Here is a 16,813-nt window from a genome sequence, read left to right as displayed (position 1 = left end):
CAAAGTTATTTGTTACGCTAAACTCATTAAAATACGGTATATACCAGTAAATTAATATTACAACTACTCAGGCTTACTAAATTTCTGTTTGCATTATCCCTTCCACTTTTTTCTTACTGTTTTTCTTCTTGAATTTCTGCAAAAGTTTTACCAGTACCAGAAAGAATTGCCTCCCTACCTGTGTATATTTGCCAACGTTTTATGGTTACATCTACAAACTTTGAATCTAGCTCTATTGTTCTACAAATTCTTCCTGTTCTCTCACATGCAATCAGTGTGCTGCCAGAACCGCTAAATGGATCAAGTACAGTATCCCCAGGTCTGCTGCTATTAACTATTGCTTTCTCCATTAGCTCTACTGGCTTCATTGTTGGGTGCAGTGAGTTATGTATTGGCTTATCATAAAACCATAGATCACTTTGATTTCTACCTCCATGCCAATCACGTTTATTGCCATTTTTCCAACCGTAGAGCATTGCTTCGTATTGTCTCTGATAATCAGATCTGCCTAGCGTAAAGTGATTCTTTGCCCAAATGATAAATGTTGACCATTTCCCTCCTGCTTCCTCAAATGCTTTTTGCAACGTTGAAAACTCTGATGATGATACGCAGATGTAAATTGCTCCTTTCGTATATGCTAAAATATGGGAACAGATGTCATAGAGAAAAAGTTCGTACTTTTCACCTTGATTATCGTTTAATATCTTTTTGTCTTGACTGCTACCATAGTCAACGTTATATGGAGGATCACAAACAGTAATATCTGCCATTTTATCTAACAGCGCTTTATATGATTCAACTACAGAGCTATCACCACAATAGATTCGATGATCACCTAAAATCCAAAGATCACCTGGTTTTGTTATTTCTACTTTTTTGTCATCAACAACTAAGTCAGAAAGATCTTCTTCTTCACCATCTAAATCATCAAGAAAGTTTTGAACTTTTTCTAGCTCAAATCCAGTCATTTTAAGATCAAACTGTAAATCTTCTAATTCTTGAATTTCTACTTTCAAAAGCTCATTATCCCACTTTGCCCAGTTAGCTGATTGATTTGCCAGTAATCGAAAAGCTTTGGTTTGTGGTTCATTTAGATTATCACTTAAGACCACTGGAATACTTTCCATACCAAGTTTTCTTGCTGCTTTAAGTCTTAAATGACCATCAACCACAGTTCCATCGCTTTTTGCAACTATTGGTATACGAAAGCCAAATTCCCGAATAGAAGCACACATTCTGTTGACTACATCGTCATTTTTACGTGGATTACGCTCATATTCGACTAGATTTCGAGTAGGATAATAGTGGATTGCTAAATTCATATAATTTAAATCCTTGATAATTAAAAAGTTAATATTTAAAATATCTCTGACGCTAAAGAAGGCCTGAGGTCAGCACCACCAAACCCGCCAGTATGGCCGAAAGGACCCACTTTTACGGTATTTTTAATGTGTTAAAATCTTTACTAAGATTCATAACGTAGAACATTAATGCCAAAGCATCTGCTTGATTATCATCTCTAGGTGAAAAACCTTTTTCACGTATCGCTTCAATAACTTCACTCTTACTTGCATTACCTTTGCCTGCTATAAAGCGTTTTATAGTTTTAACATTAACACCTTGGTAGGGAATATTGTTCTCTTCACACCAAGCAGACAGCACTGCAAGAAAACCACCATAGCAATGAGCTGCATCAGTTCCTAGATGTCTTCTTACTTCCTCAAAATACACTGCAGTGAACTCATGTTTCAAAGAATTAAGCCAATTGTGAAAACTTAAAAAACACATTCCACCTCCACTGAAACGGCTACCATGAAAACTTTTGCTTCCACTTTCAATTACTCCATCTGTAAGAATTGCCCAGCCTGTTTGCTTGCCGAGATCTAGCGTTAAGATTGACGTACAAAAACTCCTTTGTGTAATTAAAGTTCAATGCCCTGTATAATATATATGTACGATGACTCGCAAATTCGTCCGCAATTTTGAAAAAAAATTAAAAAAAATTTCATATCCTGCCATTTGAGTTTTTTTCATCTTTACTTATCTTAATAACTATTTTACATAACTTATATTACGCCAATATTTATATTATTATATTATCATATATTATATTTTACCTGTATTTAAATATATATATAATATATATAAGACTTCAGTAATCCGTAAACCCTCTTTACTGGCCGATTTTAGCCACTTAACTTTAGAAACGGCTTTTAGGAATAGAACATAAAAAAGACAATATTATCAATAACTTAACGATCACTGCTTTCTGAAATACTAATTAGTAACTCAGAAATTAGGTACGAAATTGGTAGTTTTTTACCTATGAAAAAGTAGCTTCAGTAGTGTATCAAAACGTTTAAATCTTATTTTAATTTTTAAAGATTTTATTCTTTTAGATAAAAAAATTATTACTACTTTTTTATAATAAATTAGTCATACAAAGTCTTGGTAAAAATCTCTATTCATGAAACTTTTGGAGTTTTTATGAAGAATTCTTATCAAGGAATCGATTCTACAATTGTTAAACATGTGAGATTTCAAGCTTCGCGCCTTAAATCCAAAAGCTGTTTTATTAACGAAAGTCTCGAAGATATAGAACAAGAGCTTTTTTGTCAGGTTTGGCAATATCTGAACCAGCACGATGAGAAAAGAAGTAGTTTTAGTACTTTCGTTGCTAGATTAGCTAATTATTGTGCTCGCAATATGTTACGCAATCAGTTGTGTCTAAAACGTAATATAACTTTTGATGATATAAACGACGATATTCCAGATCATAGGAACTCGGAAATCGAAGCGATAATTCGCACTGATATAAATAATATAATTTCAACTTTGTCTGAAAAAGATAGTAATTTATGTCAATTACTTAAGGTATTTACTATTACTGAAGTTTCTGTAATAACCAAAATACCAAAGACAACTATCTATCGCACACTAGAACGAATACGCGATAAATTCTCAGTTTTAGAGAAGTTATAAGCTCTCGATTATATTTGCTCAAAATTTTTTTTTTGCAAATTGCGGACGAATTGCCTAGGTCATCGTACATATATATTTAGGTACTGGGAGAAAAATGAAAATAATGAACAGCAATGAACGGCTAAAAGTTCAAACAGGTATAAAAATGGTCATCTTTGGTCCTTATGGTATAGGTAAAACTAGTCTCTTAAAGACCATAAATGAACCAACACTTTGTCTTGATTTTGAGGCAGGTTTACTTGCTGTTCAAGATTGGCAAGGGGATTCTGTAAGTATTCGTACTTGGAATGAGGCAAGAGATATTGCATGTCTCATAGGTGGTCCTAATCCTGCGTTAAAATCTGACTCAGCATATAGCCAAAGACACTATGAGCATGTATCCAGTAAATACAAAGAGCTTGCTTCGGAGTTTCTCAAGTATCGATGTGTTTTTATCGATAGTATTACAGTAGCCTCGCGTTTATGTCTTTTATGGGCAAAAATGCAACCTGAAGCTTTTTCTGAAAGATCAGGAAAACAAGATATGAGAGCTGCTTACGGGTTACTTGCTCAAGAAATGATGGCTTGGCTCAATCAGTTTCAACATATTCCAAATAAAGACATCATTATAGTTGGAACTCTTGGGCAATACCTTGATGATTTCAATCGCTCGACTTGGCTACCTCAATGTGAAGGTGCTAAAACCGCAAGTGAAATTCCTGGCATTGTTGATGAAGTAATTAGCATGGTTGGAATCAAGAAAGATGATGGTACAGAAATTCGTTCATTTGTCTGTCAGACGATTAATTCTTGGGGATATCCTGCTAAAGATCGAAGTGGTTGCCTTAATATGGTTGAAGAACCGCATCTAGGAAAACTTCTTACAAAAATTAAAACTAAAGCTTTTGCAATTCAACCTGTCACGCCCAACATATAGGAGGTTATTATATGCTACAAAACTTTTTAACTATTGGTCAAAAAATTCCTTTTTTCAGTGTGAAAGAATACTTGGACGATCGATCGCCAATACCAGAGGATATAATCTCACCAAGAATTCTAACTAAAAGAGGTTTGTTAGTATTTGGTGGCCCTCCTAAGATTGGCAAAAGCGACTTTTTGATCTCTTGGCTTGTTTACATGGCTGCTGGTAGATCATTTCTCGGTATGACACCAAATAGACCTTTGAAAATCTTCTACATGCAAACTGAAATTGAATATGAATATATGAAAGAACGTTTGCAACAACTTGATAATGAACTTTTGAATGTAGCTGCTAACAACTTAATCATTACGCCAAAAGTGCACTTATCATTTAATCATGATGAAATAAGTGAAATTAAGGAGATTGTAAATGAACGCTTTAAACCTGATGTTTTGGCCATAGATCCATTACGTAACATCTTTAGCAGTGAATATGGAAATGAAAATGACAATAGTGCTATGCTGTTTTTTCTGCAAAAGACTCTTGAAAAGCTACGCAGTGCTGTCAATCCAGATGCTTGTATTGTACTTACTCATCATACAAAAAAATTATCAAAAAAGATGCTCGAAGAAGATCCATTCCAAGGCCTAAGTGGTGCTGGATCTTTACGTGGATTTTACAGTACTGGTATGGTGATGTTTGCTCATGATGAAGAAAGTAGTGTACGCCAGATAGTATTTGAGCTTCGTAATGGTGAACGCGTGCAAAATAAACTTGTCGATAAGATAAATGGTCATTGGCAGCTAATGGAATAGCTAATTTTCACTTTAAAGTCAACTTATAGGAGAGCGTATGCTACAAGATTTTTTAACTGATTTTAATAACGCGAAACTGCAAAGCAGTTTAATACCAAAAGGTACAATAGTCAAGGTAAAAATGGCAATAAAGCCTGGAGGTTATGAAAATTGGTTCACTAAAAACTACACTACTGGCAGTATCTATTTAAATGTAGAATTTACCGTCACTGAAGGCCCATATGCAAAACGCAAGATTTTTCAGATTATAGGTATCAAAAATGGCAAAGCAGAAGGTGAAGAAGACATCTGGGGAGAATCTGGACGTTCTATGCTGCGTAGTATTTTGGAATCATCCAGAAATATTCATGCAAATGACACTTCAGAGAAAGCAGTTACCGCTAGAAGAATAAACTCTATAGCTGATTTCAACGATTTAGAGTTTACAGTAAAAGTAGGCGTTGAAACTAATAATACATACGGAGATAAAAATAGGATTACTACAGTTATTACTCCAGAATTACAAAAAAGTTTTCAAGATGATTGGTTGCCATTTTGAAGTATGACGAAGGAAAGTTGTGGGCTGCTGTTATTACTAGAGCTATTCAGGATGCAGCAGGAAAAAACCCTAAACTTAAAAAAGAGGCTTGTCAATGGATTCGCTCACGACCTTTTGAAACTGTTTGTGAGCTGGCTAATCTTGACTTTAAACGTCTAAAAAATATGTTGAACAAATTTGGAATAAACAAGGAGAATTTTATGGATTTTTCATCTAAAAATGCTTTGAAAATAAAATCATTATTAATTAATAACATCAAAGATTGTTTATCTTATTTGTTACCTGAAGGCAAATCTTACCAAGATAAATTCTATATTGGCAGTAGAAATGGAAATAAGATAATAGTTGAAATGGAAGGAGAAAATGCAGGAAATTGGTACAACCTGATCGAAGAAAAGAAAGGAAATATAATAGACCTTTGGACTTTAGTTAAAGGTAATATAGATTCTGCTGAAACATGGTTGAACGGTAAAGATGAAAGAAGTTCCATATTACAAGAAAAACAAAACGAAGAAAAAGCATTTTCTGTAAACCATTACTTAAACGATAAATCACCAATGCCAAAAGATATAATAGGCCCAAGAATTTTGACACCAGGTGGTCTTTTGGTCATAGGTGGTACTCCAAAGATTGGCAAAAGTCATTTTCTTCTTTCTCTATTAGTACATCTGGCAGCAGGAAGATCATTTCTTGGCATGAAGCCTACAAGACCACTAAAAATATTCTATCTACAAAACGAAATGGAATATGATTACATTAGAGAACGTATACAACAACTCAACAAACTTCCTCATTTAGCAACAGAAAACTTAATTGTGACGAACAAGATGAATTTGACCTTAAATGAAGAAGGTATAGAAAAAATAAAAAATATGGTAGAGGAAAAGTTTGATTTAGTTGTGATTGATTCTCCTTATAATTCCGTTAACTATGGTCTGCAGCATGCAATAGAAAAACTACGTTCCAAGATTAATCCTATGGCTGGAATAATCATCACAAATCACACCAAAAAAGTATCTACCTCTACATTGGAAAAGAATCCATTTCAAGCTCTCGTTGGTGCTAACGCTTTAAGAAGTTTTTATACATCTGGAATAGTAATATTTCAACCCAATAAACGTACAAATATCTTACAAGTAGTATATGAACTTAGAAACGGTAGATCTATACCAACAAAATTCATCAATAAGATTAATGGATGTTGGAAATCTGCTAACGTTATAGCTAGAACATAAAAATTCTTCAGGTAGGTATGGATATTTATTGTTCACAAAGAAATGGACATTATAAATTATTAGGGAAGAAAGAACAGTTAAGAACTCAACTCCTATCAAATATAAGGTCATGTCTTTCTTATTTACTGCCAAGAGGAACTTTTCGTGGTGATAAGTTCTATGTAGGTGATCTAAAAGGCAATAAAGGACAAAGTATGATAGTGGAGTTAACTGGCAGTAAAGCCGGATTATGGCATGATTTTTCTACCGAAGAAGGAGGAGATATTTTTGATCTTTGGGCTGCTGTTACTGGAAAAAATCAATTTACTGATACGATAGAAGATATTGCTAAGTGGATTGGTTATTCGGAAAAAAATAACACTCTGGGGCAACCAACGGCATCATGGAACTATTACGATGAAAGTGATCAAGTGATTGTTACAGTTTATCGTTATAACACTGATTCAGGAAAAAGATATCTTCCTTTTGATGTAAAAAGGTCTAGTTTTACTCTACCAGAGACCAGGCCTTTATATAATATTCCAGGTATCATGAAATCTGATAAGGTGATTTTAGTTGAAGGTGAAAAGTGTGCAGATGCTCTGATAGAGCAAGGTATGACTGCCACAACTGCAATGTTAGGAGCAAATGCACCAATAGAAAAAACAGACTGGTCACCACTTAAGGGTAAGCATGTTATTATTTGGCCAGACAATGATGAGCCAGGTAAACAATATGCTGAGAAAGTTGTGAAAAAGCTTACTTTTCTTGGTGTTTTATCACTTACTCTTCTTGAAATACCGGAGAATAAACCAAAAGGATGGGATTCAGCTGATGGTATAGAAGAAAAGATGAATATTCCTGAATTCATTGAAAATAACTCGAAAAAAATCATCGTTAAGCAATTTCTTAATATTCAAGAATGGAGTGTGGAACGTTTTATAGGTCCAGTACCAGAGCAAAAGTTTCTTGTTGAAGGGTTATTTCCTTTAGGAGTGACATCTATTCTAGCTGCAATGGGAGATACTGGTAAAGGTATGCTTCTGCTTGATTTAGCACTGAAAGTTGCGAGTAGAAAAGATCAGCCATGTGGTTTTGGTCCTTTAGTTACTGAACATGGATCTGTGGTAATTTTCTCAGCAGAAGATGATATGAGTGAAATACATCGTCGTTTAGAGCGTCTTGATTCGCAATGCGAAAGATTAAAATATAAAGATAGGCTCTTTATTGTACCATTACCAAATGTTAGTGGATCACTTACAATCATAAAGAGTGTTTCAGGTAAAGTTATAGAGACTTCTCCTGAATTTGAATCGATAACAAAACAACTTAATAAAATAAAAGACTTAAAATTAATCGTATTTGATCCACTTGCATCATTCGTGCATGCTGATTTAAATACTGACCCAGCCGTAGGCGATTATTTGATGTCTTTATTATCTGATTTAGCAGGTAGCACTGGAGCATCAATAATTACTGCCCATCATATGAGAAAGCCAAAAAGTGAAAAACCTATATCGACTGTTGAGCAAGCACGTGATGCCATTAGAGGTACATCTGCTCTTGTTAATGGTGTTAGGTGTTCATACGCTTTTTGGTCTGTGGAAGATACAGCTAAACTGACAATTTTTAAATCAATAGGAGAATCTGTAAGACAGAACGCATTATTTTATGGAGCAATTGTTAAAGCAAACGGTTTGGCTGATCGCACTTTACGCACTTATTTAAGAAATGAAGAAACAGGATTGTTAGAGGACATAACTGAAAGATTAAGAATAAAAAATATGAACGAAAAAGATTCAAAGCAGCATCTTATAACTGCAATTACACGAGCAGCAATTTCTGGACATCCATTTACCCATACAGGAAGTACAGGAGTGTATAAACAGCGGCATAGACTACCTGAGGAGTTTCACAGTATAGGAAGAGATAGAATGGAGCGTATAGTTCAAGAGCTGTTACAAGCACGGAAGCTGGTTAAGGGAATGGCTACTGGTTCAAAAGAAGATAAATGGCTTGACATTCCTAGCGGACCATTTGCTCGTGGTGTTGGAAAGTTTAGCTGTGGAGCTGAGCTATTCTCCTAAAAAATTTTTCTGATATAAAAAAATATTTTGATTTTTGCGGACGAATTTTGAAGTCATCGTACATATATAATATAGGAGACTTAATTAAAAATGTCAATTCTCACACAGTCAGGAAGAGCAGCAATAGCAGCAAGTATAAAAGAGCAGTCTCTACATCTTGCCTGGGGCAGTGGTGACTCAAATTGGGAAAGTAGCCATCAGGTCGAAAAAGTTTTTGTTGAGGGTGAAATAGCTCTAGATCACCACACTATTAAAGATGTAAGGGTTTTTACAGGAAAAATAATTTATCAGCCAAGTATAGACTATACAGTTGATAGCAGTACTGGTGTAATAAAACTTACGGAAAATAGCTCTATCACGGCAAATAGTGCAGTTACTGTAGAATATACTCAAAGCACACCACCTGAACCTATAAATTCTATAAAGCTCTTGAATGAACTTGGCAGACGTACTGCAGATGAGGTTCTCTTTTGCACAGGTGATGAGAATGGAGAGCTTTTGACTCCAACAGGGAGGTTTAGGTCCTCAAATGTACCAACCAATAATTTGTACCTTAAATTTACTTTCGATTTCACGGATGCAGCAAATCAAGTGATAAGGGAACTAGGAGTTATGGTTGGTACAAGGGTAAAAGAAAAATTGCCTCCTGGACAAAGGTATTTTGAACCACAAGATATAGAAGACCCAGGGATCTTATTAGTTTTAGAACATACAGTACCGCTCATTAGGACTTCAGCAACCAGGGAAACTTTTTCGTTTGTAGTGACATTTTAGAAAAAGAGAAAAAAGATGACCTTAAATAGCTATTATAACCGCTTTAATCCTGACAAAGAATACGAAAAAAGCTTGTTTCTAGCAGGAAGAGGTCTACAGTCAGCAGAATTAAACGAGACGCAAGAATATGCTCTCTCTAAGCTTAAAGGCATAGGCGATGCAATATTTCGTGATGGCGATGTTATAACAGGAAGCAATTGTATTATAGATAGAGAAACTGGTAAAGTTACACTTGAGTCAGGAAAAATCTATCTTCGTGGAGCGGTGAGAAAAGTAGAGGCAAAAGAGTTTGTTATTCCACTGAGTACCACAGTGCGTATAGGTGTTTATTACGTAGAATCTACCATTACAGAACTTGAGGACGAAAATCTTCGTGATCCTGCTATTGGTACAAGAAACTATCAGGAAGTAGGAGCTGCAAGGCTTAAAGTTTCCACCATTTGGGGATACCAAGTAGAAAGTGTTACTGTTAACTCTACAAATGGCGAATTTTACCCAATTTACAATATTGAAAATGGAGTATTGATAGAACATTCACCGCCACCACAAGCAAATATAGTAACTACTGCTCTTGCTCGTTATGACAAAGAGGCAAATGGTTCCTACGTTGTAAATGGCCTTGAAGTAATGTTCCTGCAAAAGGAAGAGGGGGAAGGAGGAAAAAAAATATTTGTAATTAATGAGGGAAAAGCTCATGTTGATGGCTATGAGATTGAGTTACCTCACAGTATTCGCATTTCTTTTGATGAAGATCCAGATATAAAATCAGTTGAATCAGAACCACATACTTTTCAGCCAAATAGCCAAAGAGTAATGGAACTGAAGGTGAATGATTTTCCAATAAGTGAAATTAAAAAAGTAGATATAACTGTTCAAAAAACCATTACCATTACTCATGGTTCATATTCAGGAGCTGTTGATCCAATACCTGACTCTGCAGTACTTGAAATTATTCAAATTAAACAAGGTAATGTTATTTATGAAAATAGTGTAGATTATAAACTAAACGCAGGAAATATTGATTGGTCATTACCCGGCAAAGAACCAGCTCCTGGAAGTAGTTATCAAATAACTTACCGCTGTCGCACTCATGTAAGTCCTGAAGATATAAGTGAGCAGGGGTGTAAAGTAAAAGGAGCAGTTGATAACAGCTTGGTTTTGATTGATTATACCTGGAAAATGCCCCGCTTTGATTTAATTACTATCGATAGCAAAGGGGTGGTAAGGAGAATAAAAGGAATTTCCCATTCTTGGCGACCATCGATGCCTAAAGCGCCCTCTGGACAACTTTTGCTCTGCTACATTCATCAGACGTGGAAGAAAGGCGAAGGGGTAAAAATAGTGAATAATGCTATTCATGCTGTACCGATGAATGAGCTTGAAGCAATGAAAAAAGGAATAAATGATCTTTATGCGCTGGTTGCAGAGGAACGTTTACGCAGTGATGCAAATTCAAGAGAACCTACAACGAAAAAAGGAGTATTTGTTGATTCGTTCTTCGATGATGATATGCGTGATCAAGGAATTTCGCAGTCTGCAGCGATAGTAAACAAGGAATTAATTTTACCAATAGATGTAACGATTGCTGATATTGATGGAGGAGAAAAAACTTATTTGTTGCCGTATGAACTTGAACCGGTACTGGAGCAGCTTTTACAGACTACAGGAGAAAAAATTAATCCGTATCAAGCCTTTGATCCAGTACCAGCACAAATTACTTTAAATAAAAATATTGATCACTGGACGGAGGTAAAAACAAATTGGAAAAGTCCAGTAACCAGAGTATTTAATGTTAAAGAAACAACAGAGCTGCTGTCAAGTACCTCATACGAAACTGAATTTATGCGAGAAGCAACTCAAAATTTTGAGATTGAGGGTTTTGCAACTGGTGAAAAGCTTAAGGAATTAAAGTTTGATGGAATTTTTATTCAACCTCAAGCATAGAAAATATTTGAAAGAAAAACATGATCGCAACATTTATTGCTGATAACAGAGGAAAAATAAAAGGAAGATTTACTGTACCAAGAAACATTCCTGCTGGAACTAAGTTAGTGCAGTTCTTCGGTGATAAAGGCAGTTATGGAGAAGCAACTTATACTGGTAAAAAAACAATTACCATAGAGGAAAGAAGAAGAGTTATCGCGGCAAGAAGAGTTGATCCTTTAGCGCAAACATTTACTCTAAATGAAAGTAGGCACATAGGAGGCGTGGAACTATGGTTTGTAAATAAAGGCAAAAAACGTGTTGTTGTGCAGATTAGAGAAACAGCAGTGGGAATGCCCTCGCAGACTGTCATTGCTGAAAGTTATATTGAGCCAAGAGATATAAAGGTGGATGGCACAGCAACACGTATTACTTGGTCACCAGTGTTTTGCCATGCAGGACGAGAGTATGCAATAGTACTGCTTACTGATGATCAGGGTACTGCAGTAAAAATAGCAGAACTTGGCAAATATGATGCAGTAAATAGCCGTTGGGTAACGAGTCAGCCATATCAAGTAGGAGTATTACTCTCATCTAGCAACGCAAGTACTTGGACTCCACATCAGAACTTAGATTTAACGTTTCGGCTTTTGGCTGCAAAATTTAGCGAAGTTTCTCACATTATTGATCTTGGCAAGGTTACTGCAAATAACGTATCAGATTTAATTGTTTTGACGAACGTCGAAAAAGTAGCATTTGATACCAATGTAGAATTTATTTTAACAGATGAAGAAGGAAAAGAAAATTTTTTGTCTGATAATTTGCCGCTCGCACTGCGTGAAAGAATAAATGGGGAATTAACGGTAAAAGCAAGCCTAAAAGGAGGGCGAGAAAAAAGTCCAGTTCTTTATCCTGGGTTACAGTTAGTTATGGGTAATCTTTCAGAGTCTGGAGATTATGTTACAAGAAGCATTACAGCAGGAGCTAACACTAAGATTACCATAACATATGATGCGCTGATACCTGGCACTGCAGATGTTAAAGCATATGTGCAAAAAAATGTGGATTGGCAATTAGTAAATTTAACATCAGGAAAACCAATTGGAGAAAATTGGGTAGAGAGAACTCATGTGCTGACAAACTTTAATGGCAATGAGACAAGGATAAAATTAGTTTTAAGTGGAACGGTTGTCTATCGGCCAAAGGTAAAAAACTTGCGGATTGTTATAACGTAAAAAAATGCCAAATAATGAAACGAGGCGCGGATATCCTTTACCACATCCAGAGAATATTGCTGTGCAAGATGTGGTACGTATTCGCAAAGCGGTAGAAAAAATAGATGAAGATATGAGTGAGAGGGAAAGTAAACACAACGATCTTCAAAAAGCATTTGAACGACTGAATTTTGAGAATTTTTTGAATTTTTGGAGTAATAACAGATGACTATCGCCAAAGAAGTAGTTTATGCATTGCATCAGAGACTGAAAGATCTATCTGTAAATGCTACCCCTGATCAACTCGCATATCTCGCAAAATCTCTAGAGTCTATTGCTGGGCAAAGTACAGTACTTGATATTGTACAGATGACTGACATAAAATTAAAAGAACTTCTTGACAGTAGCACAAGTCATTTAAATAAATTAGATAGTAGTAAAAACAATGCATTAGCAGCAATCTCTGAATTAGAAGGAAAGTCATTAAAGAAAATAGATGAAAAAGGAATTACAAATTTATCACTACTTGATAGCAGAAAAGATTCACATGTTGCCACCATCAATAATGCCGGAGATCTAAATAGCATAAGAAACACATTAAATAGCCTTAAAGCCATAAGCGATATACCAACTGGTTCATCAGTTATGAAAGAAATAAAAACTAGAGAAGACCAATTAAAAATCCTTACAACTAAATTTAACTCGATTAATGATGTGCCAAATGGGTCATCAATTATAAAAGAGATAAGAAAGCGCAATATGGTTGAACCTGAATCATTACCTTTTCTGTTTGGCATTCTTAATCGATATAATGACTATGGTTGGTCTGATGATAATGGCTATTTCAAAACAGAATTAGGGCAGTGGTATAAAGATACAGCAAAAACCGACTATATGCTGCAGCTCCTTGCAGGTAGTAATACTTATGATTGTACGTATTCTAGTTTTTATCATCCACCACAGTTGTACTTCTTACAAGGAAGTAACGGTAAATTTCTGTACAGAAAAGCATTTTTACGTCGTAGTCACAGCTCAGATCAATACAGTTACCCATATGCACTACTTGGAGTAATATTTGTAAAAAACACTACAAACAGCGATAAAACACGAACGCTTCATTTTAGTGGTTCATCACGTTGGAGTTCAGGATATGAAGGAGCGGGGTTATTCGTAGGAACACCTAGTCACGTTAATACTAATAAATCGGCAATCTCAGGAATAACTTGGACAAATATTTACAACTACTCAACTAATTCTGCAGTATTTAGTAGTTCAAATAATATTACTGTGCCAGCAAATAAGACAGTAGCAATTTTATTTTACGCATCGCCATATTTTTACACATCTGATTATCACCATTACAGTTGGTTTATGAGGTGGAGTATTTATAACTTTCGGAGCAATTTTTTAACTACAGGGCTTGAGATAGATGTAGAGAGAACGCTAAGGGCTTGGCAATGTCCAGGATTATCTAACACGCATGAGATTTGGAGGTAACAAACAATGTCTATCTACATTAGATTTGAAAATGATAAACAAGTAGAAACAACAATACTTGAAAGCAAGCCAAAAGGTAAAAATTGGTATGAAGCGCCAAAAGATTTTGATTGGCAAAAAAGCTATTGTTTAACAGAAGGAGGAGAAATTGCTCAGCGGAATCAAGAAGATATTGAATTGGAGTTATTGCAAAATGCGAAATTTTCTGCACTTTCTAATCTTCGTGCTTATTATGATAACTATACTAACCAATACACAGGACATTCTCACCAGAAGTCTAAGTCGTATGCGATACAAGCGAAAGCCGCAAAAAGCATTCTAGCAGCACCAGAATCTATAGATGAAAAGGATAAAGAAATTATAGAACCTTTAGCAAAAGTCCGTGGTATTACAGTTATCGAAATGGCAAGGATAATCGAGGAAAAAGTGAAAAAAGCAGTAAAAGCGATAGTGAAATGCGAGGAGTTGGAAGACATGGCGAAGAGGAAAATTGAAGAAGCTAAAAGTGAAGTAGAGCTACAGGCTTTGCTCAATGATTTTAAACAAAGAATGCAAAAAAAATGACAGAGCAATTTTTACATGGTGTAAATGTTATTGAGGTAACCTCAGGGGCCAAGGTAGTACGCACAGCTAAATCATCAGTGATAGGTGTAATTGGTACTGCACCTGAAGCAGATGGGCAAAAATTTCCACTGAATAAGCCAGTACTGATAGCAGGAAGCTTAAAAGAAGCGGTAAAACTTGGCAAAAAGGGGACTCTTTTTTCAGCAGTAAATGGAGTATTTTCCCAAATTGGTGCAACAGTAGTAGTTATTCGAGTTGAAGAAAGTGATCCAAAATTAAAAGAAGAAGAGACGCTGAAGAATATAATTGGCGGTGTTGATGAGGAAACCGGAGAATATCAGGGAATTGAGGCATTTCTCAGCAGTGAAAGCATAGTTCATGTTGCGCCAAGAATATTAATTGCACCTCAGTTTACTCACCAACTACCAGAAGATGGCAAAAATCCAGTGGTTGCAGCATTAATTCCTATAGCAGAAAAGCTGAGAAGCATAATAGTAGCAGATGGACCAAATACTAATGATGAAGAAGCAATAAAATGGAGAAAAAGTGTAGGCAGCTCAAGAGTTTACGTGGTTGACCCATGGATTAAGTTATTTATTGAAGGAAAAGAAGAAATCTTGCCATCGAGTCCATTTGTAGCTGGTTTAATAGCTAAGATAGACAGCGAGCAAGGCTTCTGGCACTCACCTTCAAATAAAGAAATAAACGGTATTGTTGGAACAAGCAGGCCTATTGATTTTACTCTCGGTAATACAAATTGCAGAGCAAACCACTTAAATGAAAATGAAGTAACAACGATAATTCATCAAAATGGCTATAGGCTTTGGGGAAATAGAACATGTTCAAATGACTCAAAATGGGCTTTTTTGTCAGTGAGAAGGACTGCAGATTTAATTAATGATAGTTTACTTCGAGCTCATCTCTGGGCAGTTGATCGAAATATCACCAAAACTTATATAGATGATGTAATTGAGGGGGTGAATTCTTATCTTGCAAGTTTAAAAGCACAAGGAGCAATTATTAGCGGAAAATGTTATACAACACCAGAGCTCAATACACCGGCAAATATTGCAAGCGGGAAAGTATATTTTGATTTCGAATTTACACCACCATATCCGGCTGAGCAAATAATATTCAGGTCTCATCTTGTAAATAATAGTATAATAAGTTAGGAGCAAGTAAAGTGTTACCGAAAATACTGAGAAATTTTAACGTATTTGTTGATGGTCGTGGTTATGCAGGGAAAATTGATGAAATAACCTTGCCGAAGCTTACCATAAAAACTGAAGAATACAGAGCTGGTGGTATGGATATTCCAGTAAATATTGATATGGGCATGGAAAAGCTTGAAGCAGATTTCACTTTTGCTGAATACGATACAGAGCTCTTTCGGCTATTTGGGTTGATAAATGGAAATTCAGTAGCTTTGATGCTCCGTGGTGGAATGCAAGGTAGTGGAAGTAATGATATTGAAGCAGTAATAATCAATTTAAGAGGCATTTTTAAAGAATTTGATTTTGGTAACTGGAAACCTGCTGAAAAAGCAACGCTGAAGTGTACTGTAGCTGCTCATTACTATAAACTTACCATAGGTGGCAATGAGCTGATAGAGATCGATGCTGAAAATATGATAAGAAAGATAAATGGCGTTGATCAAATGGCCTTGCTGCAAACGGTTTTAGGAATATGAAAACTTATTTGAAATTTTATTTTTTAAGGAGAAGCATATTAAAATAACTTTAAAAGTGTAAAAATATTTTATTTTTTAGGAGAATTTTATGAAAACTATAACACTAAACAACCCAATTACAGTTGATGGAATTTCTGTCTCAGAACTTACCGTTAGACGTCCAAAAGTTAGGGATTATCTTGCCATAGATCGTCTAAATGGTAGTGATTTAAGTAAAGAAGTCACTCTGACAGCGAACTTAACATCAGTGGCAAAAGAATCAATTGAGGAGTTAGATATTGCTGATTATGTTAAAGTACAAGAGGTGCTCAAGGATTTTTTTTCACCAGTTATTCAAAGAACTTGAGGTCAGAAGTATTAATGTTCAGCTCTGTTGTAGGAGGCGGAGTTGAACAAATACTTGATATGGAGATTAGTGAATTTATTTTATGGAGCAAATTAGCTAGGGAGTTCAAATGTCAGTATTATCGATAAAAATAGGTGCAGTACTTGATGGCAGTTTTAATACTGTAATAAAGGGCAGTAGTAGTCAACTTACTCATCTTGGTGAGAACATAAGAAAGCTTGACTCATCTTTAAAATCAGTATCAAAATTTAAGCAGTTGGGGTAGTGA

The 16,813-nt window shown here is 35.4% G+C and carries 18 protein-coding genes; 16 read left to right on the top strand and 2 right to left on the bottom strand.

Annotated features, from left to right (window positions below; translation table 11 throughout):
• Positions 1 to 113: 113 nt before the first annotated feature.
• Together ABWU50_RS02485 and ABWU50_RS02480 are read right to left on the bottom strand one after the other, a co-directional pair.
• Positions 114 to 1,322, bottom strand: a complete 1,209-nt coding sequence (locus ABWU50_RS02485) for a DNA modification methylase (RefSeq protein ID WP_264731064.1) — start codon at positions 1,320 to 1,322, stop codon at positions 114 to 116.
• Positions 1,323 to 1,434: 112 nt separating this feature from the next.
• Positions 1,435 to 1,896, bottom strand: coding sequence for a crossover junction endodeoxyribonuclease RuvC (locus ABWU50_RS02480; protein WP_265017690.1), 462 nt, complete (start codon positions 1,894 to 1,896; stop codon positions 1,435 to 1,437).
• A 591-nt stretch (positions 1,897 to 2,487) separates the two neighbouring features.
• Between ABWU50_RS02480 and ABWU50_RS02475 the strand changes: the two genes are divergently transcribed.
• The 16 genes from ABWU50_RS02475 to ABWU50_RS02400 all read left to right on the top strand — a co-directional run bounded on the left by ABWU50_RS02475 (position 2,488) and on the right by ABWU50_RS02400 (position 16,810).
• A complete protein-coding gene (locus ABWU50_RS02475) occupies positions 2,488 to 2,982 on the top strand; it encodes a sigma-70 family RNA polymerase sigma factor (protein ID WP_019236463.1) in 495 nt (164 codons plus the stop codon).
• Positions 2,983 to 3,076: 94 nt separating this feature from the next.
• Positions 3,077 to 3,898: an ATP-binding protein gene (locus ABWU50_RS02470; RefSeq protein WP_265017278.1), complete on the top strand. Its 822-nt coding sequence runs from the start codon at positions 3,077 to 3,079 to the stop codon at positions 3,896 to 3,898.
• An 11-nt stretch (positions 3,899 to 3,909) separates the two neighbouring features.
• Positions 3,910 to 4,698 carry an AAA family ATPase gene (locus tag ABWU50_RS02465; protein ID WP_226079816.1) on the top strand — a complete coding sequence of 263 codons (789 nt, stop codon included), beginning with the start codon at positions 3,910 to 3,912 and terminating at the stop codon, positions 4,696 to 4,698.
• A gap of 37 nt (positions 4,699 to 4,735) precedes the next feature.
• Positions 4,736 to 5,236, top strand: coding sequence for a hypothetical protein (locus tag ABWU50_RS02460; protein WP_353276156.1), 501 nt, complete (start codon positions 4,736 to 4,738; stop codon positions 5,234 to 5,236).
• Complete coding sequence (locus ABWU50_RS02455; RefSeq protein ID WP_353276155.1) at positions 5,221 to 6,471, top strand: AAA family ATPase; 1,251 nt, start codon at positions 5,221 to 5,223, stop codon at positions 6,469 to 6,471. Before ABWU50_RS02460 ends, ABWU50_RS02455 begins: the two co-directional genes overlap by 16 nt.
• A gap of 17 nt (positions 6,472 to 6,488) precedes the next feature.
• Positions 6,489 to 8,537, top strand: coding sequence for an AAA family ATPase (locus tag ABWU50_RS02450; RefSeq protein WP_353276154.1), 2,049 nt, complete (start codon positions 6,489 to 6,491; stop codon positions 8,535 to 8,537).
• A 90-nt stretch (positions 8,538 to 8,627) separates the two neighbouring features.
• Positions 8,628 to 9,311 (top strand): hypothetical protein, encoded by a 684-nt coding sequence (locus tag ABWU50_RS02445; protein WP_353276153.1) that lies wholly within the window; start codon positions 8,628 to 8,630, stop codon positions 9,309 to 9,311.
• Between the two features lie 15 nt (positions 9,312 to 9,326).
• Entirely contained in the window at positions 9,327 to 11,255 is a 1,929-nt protein-coding gene (locus ABWU50_RS02440; RefSeq protein ID WP_264375358.1) for a DUF4815 domain-containing protein, read from the top strand.
• Positions 11,256 to 11,275: 20 nt separating this feature from the next.
• On the top strand, positions 11,276 to 12,469 hold the full coding sequence (locus ABWU50_RS02435) for a hypothetical protein (RefSeq protein WP_353276152.1): 1,194 nt from the start codon (positions 11,276 to 11,278) through the stop codon (positions 12,467 to 12,469).
• A gap of 4 nt (positions 12,470 to 12,473) precedes the next feature.
• Entirely contained in the window at positions 12,474 to 12,677 is a 204-nt protein-coding gene (locus ABWU50_RS02430; protein WP_108784583.1) for a hypothetical protein, read from the top strand.
• Positions 12,674 to 13,945, top strand: coding sequence for a hypothetical protein (locus ABWU50_RS02425; protein WP_264376936.1), 1,272 nt, complete (start codon positions 12,674 to 12,676; stop codon positions 13,943 to 13,945). The genes ABWU50_RS02430 and ABWU50_RS02425 overlap by 4 nt, the downstream gene beginning before the upstream one ends.
• A gap of 6 nt (positions 13,946 to 13,951) precedes the next feature.
• Positions 13,952 to 14,509 (top strand): hypothetical protein, encoded by a 558-nt coding sequence (locus ABWU50_RS02420; RefSeq protein ID WP_264376937.1) that lies wholly within the window; start codon positions 13,952 to 13,954, stop codon positions 14,507 to 14,509.
• Positions 14,506 to 15,681, top strand: coding sequence for a phage tail sheath subtilisin-like domain-containing protein (locus tag ABWU50_RS02415; RefSeq protein ID WP_264376938.1), 1,176 nt, complete (start codon positions 14,506 to 14,508; stop codon positions 15,679 to 15,681). The genes ABWU50_RS02420 and ABWU50_RS02415 overlap by 4 nt, the downstream gene beginning before the upstream one ends.
• An 11-nt stretch (positions 15,682 to 15,692) precedes the next feature.
• Positions 15,693 to 16,199 (top strand): phage major tail tube protein, encoded by a 507-nt coding sequence (locus tag ABWU50_RS02410; RefSeq protein WP_108783961.1) that lies wholly within the window; start codon positions 15,693 to 15,695, stop codon positions 16,197 to 16,199.
• An 88-nt stretch (positions 16,200 to 16,287) separates the two neighbouring features.
• Positions 16,288 to 16,545 (top strand): phage tail assembly protein, encoded by a 258-nt coding sequence (locus ABWU50_RS02405; protein ID WP_264375233.1) that lies wholly within the window; start codon positions 16,288 to 16,290, stop codon positions 16,543 to 16,545.
• A gap of 109 nt (positions 16,546 to 16,654) precedes the next feature.
• Positions 16,655 to 16,810 carry a hypothetical protein gene (locus ABWU50_RS02400; RefSeq protein ID WP_353276151.1) on the top strand — a complete coding sequence of 52 codons (156 nt, stop codon included), beginning with the start codon at positions 16,655 to 16,657 and terminating at the stop codon, positions 16,808 to 16,810.
• Positions 16,811 to 16,813: the final 3 nt, after the last annotated feature.

It is taken from the genome of Wolbachia endosymbiont (group A) of Pipizella viduata (assembly GCF_964028555.1).
GTDB lineage: Bacteria > Pseudomonadota > Alphaproteobacteria > Rickettsiales > Anaplasmataceae > Wolbachia.
Note: the sequence above shows the minus strand (reverse complement) of the source record. Positions and strands in the feature narration are given on the sequence as shown.

Coding starts and splice junctions, on each gene's coding strand:
- ABWU50_RS02485 (WP_264731064.1), bottom strand. CDS start 1,322: ATGAATTTAGCAATCCACTATTATCCTACTCGAAATCTAGTCGAATAT.
- ABWU50_RS02475 (WP_019236463.1), top strand. CDS start 2,488: ATGAAGAATTCTTATCAAGGAATCGATTCTACAATTGTTAAACATGTG.
- ABWU50_RS02470 (WP_265017278.1), top strand. CDS start 3,077: ATGAAAATAATGAACAGCAATGAACGGCTAAAAGTTCAAACAGGTATA.
- ABWU50_RS02465 (WP_226079816.1), top strand. CDS start 3,910: ATGCTACAAAACTTTTTAACTATTGGTCAAAAAATTCCTTTTTTCAGT.
- ABWU50_RS02460 (WP_353276156.1), top strand. CDS start 4,736: ATGCTACAAGATTTTTTAACTGATTTTAATAACGCGAAACTGCAAAGC.
- ABWU50_RS02450 (WP_353276154.1), top strand. CDS start 6,489: ATGGATATTTATTGTTCACAAAGAAATGGACATTATAAATTATTAGGG.
- ABWU50_RS02445 (WP_353276153.1), top strand. CDS start 8,628: ATGTCAATTCTCACACAGTCAGGAAGAGCAGCAATAGCAGCAAGTATA.
- ABWU50_RS02440 (WP_264375358.1), top strand. CDS start 9,327: ATGACCTTAAATAGCTATTATAACCGCTTTAATCCTGACAAAGAATAC.
- ABWU50_RS02435 (WP_353276152.1), top strand. CDS start 11,276: ATGATCGCAACATTTATTGCTGATAACAGAGGAAAAATAAAAGGAAGA.
- ABWU50_RS02430 (WP_108784583.1), top strand. CDS start 12,474: ATGCCAAATAATGAAACGAGGCGCGGATATCCTTTACCACATCCAGAG.
- ABWU50_RS02425 (WP_264376936.1), top strand. CDS start 12,674: ATGACTATCGCCAAAGAAGTAGTTTATGCATTGCATCAGAGACTGAAA.
- ABWU50_RS02420 (WP_264376937.1), top strand. CDS start 13,952: ATGTCTATCTACATTAGATTTGAAAATGATAAACAAGTAGAAACAACA.
- ABWU50_RS02415 (WP_264376938.1), top strand. CDS start 14,506: ATGACAGAGCAATTTTTACATGGTGTAAATGTTATTGAGGTAACCTCA.
- ABWU50_RS02405 (WP_264375233.1), top strand. CDS start 16,288: ATGAAAACTATAACACTAAACAACCCAATTACAGTTGATGGAATTTCT.
- ABWU50_RS02400 (WP_353276151.1), top strand. CDS start 16,655: ATGTCAGTATTATCGATAAAAATAGGTGCAGTACTTGATGGCAGTTTT.